The sequence below is a fragment of the Streptomyces sp. ICN903 genome (assembly GCF_022015835.1).
GTDB lineage: Bacteria > Actinomycetota > Actinomycetes > Streptomycetales > Streptomycetaceae > Streptomyces > Streptomyces fenghuangensis.
In genome coordinates this window covers 1-3,988 of record NZ_JAKMAY010000418.1, presented here as the reverse complement: position 1 = coordinate 3,988, position 3,988 = coordinate 1, and the positions used below count along the sequence as shown (strand labels likewise).

The following is a 3,988-nucleotide window of genomic DNA, read 5'->3' as shown; positions in this document are numbered from 1 at the left end:
CCCCCCGGGACCCCACCCGGGGCACCGGCGGCAGCCGCCTGCTGCGGCCGGGCGTCCTCCGCGAGAAGCTGGCCGACCCCCGTTTCGGCCCGGTGCTGGAGGTGATCCGCGAGTCCCGCGCCCCGTTCGCGATGAGCATGGCCGCGGCCCCGGAGTCCATCGCCATGGGGTACGGGCGGGCGTTCACCTTCGCCGAGGCCGAGCCCGTCGCCGTACTGGAGGCGTACGAGCGGATGGCCGGCTTCCCGCACGCCGCCCCGGTGTTCAGCGGCCTGGCCCACCGGGACGTCCCGGACATCGCCCTGGACCCGCGGACACTGGGCCGGTACACGCCCGAGCAGCTCGCCCGGCCGAGCTGCCGGGTGACGCCCAGCGACACCGGCACGCCGATGGACTGGGTGTGGGGCCATGACCTGGACACCGGCCGGCCGCTCCTCGTCCCCGCCGACATCGGCTTCTACCAGTACGACTACCGCTACCGCACCGACCGCTGGGCCGCCCGGGCCGAGGGGGCGGCTCCCAGGCGCCACTTCTTCCACGAGTCCTCCAGCGGCTGCGCGCTGGGCTCCTCCCTGGAGGAGGCGGCCCTGCACTCGCTGCTGGAACTCGCCGAGCGCGACGCCTTCCTGATCTCCTGGCACCGGGCCGCGCCCCTGCCGTCGATCGACCCGGCCACGGTGACCGATCCGGCCTCCCGCCGGCTGATGGCACTGGTGGAGTCCCGCGGCTTCGACATCCACCTGCTGGTCGCCACGCAGGACATCGGGGTGCCGGTGGTCTGGGCGATGGCGCTGAACCGCGCCGGGGACTTCCCGGCCACCTTCTCCGCCGCCGGCTCCGGGATCCGCCCGGAGTCCGTGGTGCGCGCCGCCCTGTGGGAGCTGGGGCAGATCGTCACCGACCCGGTCGAGTGGGACCGGGCGCAGGCGGAGGCGATGCTGGAGGACCCGTGGCGGATCGAGGTGCTCGACGACCATCTGCGGCTCCACGCGCTGCCGGAGAAGCGGGACCGGGTCACCACCGTGCTCGGCGGCCCCCGGGTCGCGTTGGAGGACGCCTTCCCCGGCTGGCCCCAGAAGCTGGAGCGGGCCGCGGCCGGTGATGTGCGCGGCGCGCTGGAGTACGTGCGGGGGCTGTACTCCGCCGCCGGGCTGGACCGGATCGTGCTCGTCGACCAGACCACCCGCGACCACGCCGACCTGGGCACCGCCGTCGCCAAGGCGGTCGTCCCCGGGATCGTCCCGATGTGCTTCGGCCACGCGCACCAGCGGCTGGCGGGCCTGCCCCGGCTGGCCGCCGCGCTGGCCGGCACCCCCTCGGAGCACGCGAGCGTCCCCTACGACCCTCATCCGTTCCCCTGACCCGGACCGGGGCCGGCACGCCCCCGCACGCACCGAACGCCCCGACCGCACCGGCACCAGACCAGCACCAGCACCAGCACGGAGAGCGCATGGAGACCGCACCCGCCCGCAGTGAACGCGCCAGCGGCGAACGCACCGGCAGCCCGCTGCCCGACGATGCGGACTTCATGACGCGCGACATGATGTGGTTCGCCTACGGCAGCGGCGCCGACCGGCCGCGGCCCCCCGCTCAGCCCGCCGGCCCGCTGTCGGAGACCGATGTGGATCCCGGGCTGCCGGATGCCGCCCGGTCCGGAGCCCCGGCCGCGCTGCCGCACGGCACGGTCGACCTGCTGGAGGAACTCCCCTTTCCCGGGGGCCGGTTCACCGGCGGAGCGGACGGCACGGACGCGGGCACGGACCGGCTGGGGCACGCGCTGGTCGCCGCCTTCGGAGTGCACCGGCGCGAGCCGGAGAACCCTTTCAACGACCACCGCGGCTATCCGTCGGTCCGCGGCAAGTTCCCGGTCCAGGCCCTCGTCGGCGAGCGGGGGCGGTGGCAGGCGCTCGACGTCTACCGGCACGCCCTGGTCGGCCTGGACACCGCTGAGCGGCCGGCGCGCGCGGCCGGCTCCGGACGCCGGATCGCGCTGGCCGGCCGCTACACCCGGCTGCCTCCCGTCTACAAGTGGTTCCGCGGCTCGCTGGTCCACCTCGAACTCGGCGTCAACCTGCGCATGCTCTGCACGGCCCTGGAACTCTTCGGGCTGCGGGGCCGGCTGCGGCTGCCGGACGCGTCCGGCGAGGAGGCCCTGGCCGCGCTCGGTCTGACCCCGGTGTGGCAGTGGTCGCTGCCGCTCACCGTCGAGCTGGACCCGGGCACGGACGCGGAAACGGGCCCGGCCCGGTCCGCGTCCGGAAGCGGCGGACCGCCGTCCGCCCCCGCTGTGGACGCCGGAACGGGCGGTCCCGACCACGTCCTGGCCGAGGCCCTGGCCGTCAACCGCGCCCAGGACTTCCGCGAGCCGCCCGCGCCCCTGACCCCCGCGATCCCCTCCGCCGCGGGCGCCCGGGAGCTCTCCTGGGCGGAGACGCTGTGGCGCCGCACATCTGGGCGGATGCCCCGCGGCCTGTACGGGATGAACGGCAGACGGCGGCGGCTGCCGGCCGCGGCCCTGCGCGACGCCGTGGAGTGGCTGGCCCTCCCGCCGCCCGGCGGGACGCTGCGCGCCGTGTACGAGTCCCTCCGGGTCAGCGCGGTGGTGCAGGAGGTAGACGGCTTCACCGACGGCGTCCACGGGCTCACCGGCGGCGAGCTGTCCCTGTGCGCCGGGGACCCGGCGGCCGCGGCCCGGCTGGAGGAGTACTACGGCTACCCGCTGGCCCCGGGCAACGGCTGCGACGTACGGCACGCCTCCGCGATCTGGTTCCTGTCGCTGCGCCCCCGCGAGGTGATGGAGCGGTTCGGCCCCGGGGCCTGGTGCGCCGCGCAGTACGCGGCCGGCTGGGCGGCGCAGGGGCTGTGCCTGGCCGCCGCCGCGCACGGCCTGTACGCCCGTCCCGTGCGGGCGTTCCAGGAGGTGCCGGCCCGCCGGGTCCTCGGCCTCGGCCCCGACGAAATGATCGTTTTCTCCGTGATCACCGGAACTCCGCGCTACACCGGACCCCTGCTGGACGTGAGACTGTGACGGACCCCGAGCGGACACCACCCACCGCACCGCCCACCGCACCGCCCGCCGCGCGCTTCGGGGCCGGCACCGGCCCCGGCGCCGCCGCCCGCTGGTACGCGTGGCACCTGCACCTGGCCTCCACCGCGCGGTCGCTGCACGACCGCGTGATCGAGGAGGTGATCCGGCCGACGGTGGCCGAGACCGCGCCGGAGCGGCCCTGGTTCTTCATCCGCTACTGGCAGGGCGGCCCCCATCTGCGCCTGCGCGTGGGCGATCTGGACGACACCGCGCTGGAGCGGACCGAGCGGCTGCTGCGCGAGCGGCTGGAGAGCGCCGGAAGGCTCGCGCCGGACGAGGAGCCGCTGGACCCGGACGCCCACCGCCGCGAGGCCGAACGTCTCGCTGCAGCGGGGGAGTTGGAGGACGGCGCCGCCCTGGAGGACCTGGCCCCGCCCGGGGTCCACCGGCGCGCCTACGAGCCCGAGTACGAGCGCTACGGCGGCCCGGAGCTGATGCCCGCCGCGGAGCGGCTGTTCCGGCTCTCCAGCGAACTGGTCGCCGGCCTGCTGCCGCATCTGCCCGACCGGCGCTCCCGGGTGCTCGCCGGACTGCGGGCCACCATGGCCGCCGCGGCCGCCCTGGGAGATGCCGGGGAGCAGGCGGCGTACTACGCGCACGCGTACCTGATCTGGCGGCAGTGGGGGGCCGGGTTCGGCTACGGCCCCGAGCAGCTCGACCGGCTGTGCGGCGTCGGCCGGGGCACGGTCCGCATACGGATGCCGGACGACCACGGCCCGTTCACCGGCTGGCACCGGGCGCTGGCCGCGCACGCGCGGGAGGTGCGGCGGGGCACCGGCACGCACCCCGGCCGGGTGCTGTTCTCGCACGTCCACATGTTCCACAACCGGCTGGGCCTGAATCTGGTGGAGGAGCTCCAGACGTACGCCCGGCTGACCCAGGCCTTCCCCTCCCCCGCCC

General features: G+C 76.0%; 3 protein-coding genes. All 3 read left to right on the top strand.

Going from position 1 to position 3,988, the window contains the following annotated elements:
• The coding region (locus tag L7D48_RS26940) for a YcaO-like family protein (protein WP_237883422.1) at positions 1-1,361 on the top strand (1,361 nt) is incomplete at its 5' end.
• 89 nt (positions 1,362-1,450) lie between these two features.
• Positions 1,451-3,028 (top strand): hypothetical protein, encoded by a 1,578-nt coding sequence (locus tag L7D48_RS26935; protein ID WP_237883420.1) that lies wholly within the window; start codon positions 1,451-1,453, stop codon positions 3,026-3,028.
• Positions 3,025-3,988 (top strand): thiopeptide-type bacteriocin biosynthesis protein (locus L7D48_RS26930; protein WP_237883418.1); only part of this gene is annotated, 964 nt, incomplete at its 3' end. The genes L7D48_RS26935 and L7D48_RS26930, both read left to right, overlap by 4 nt.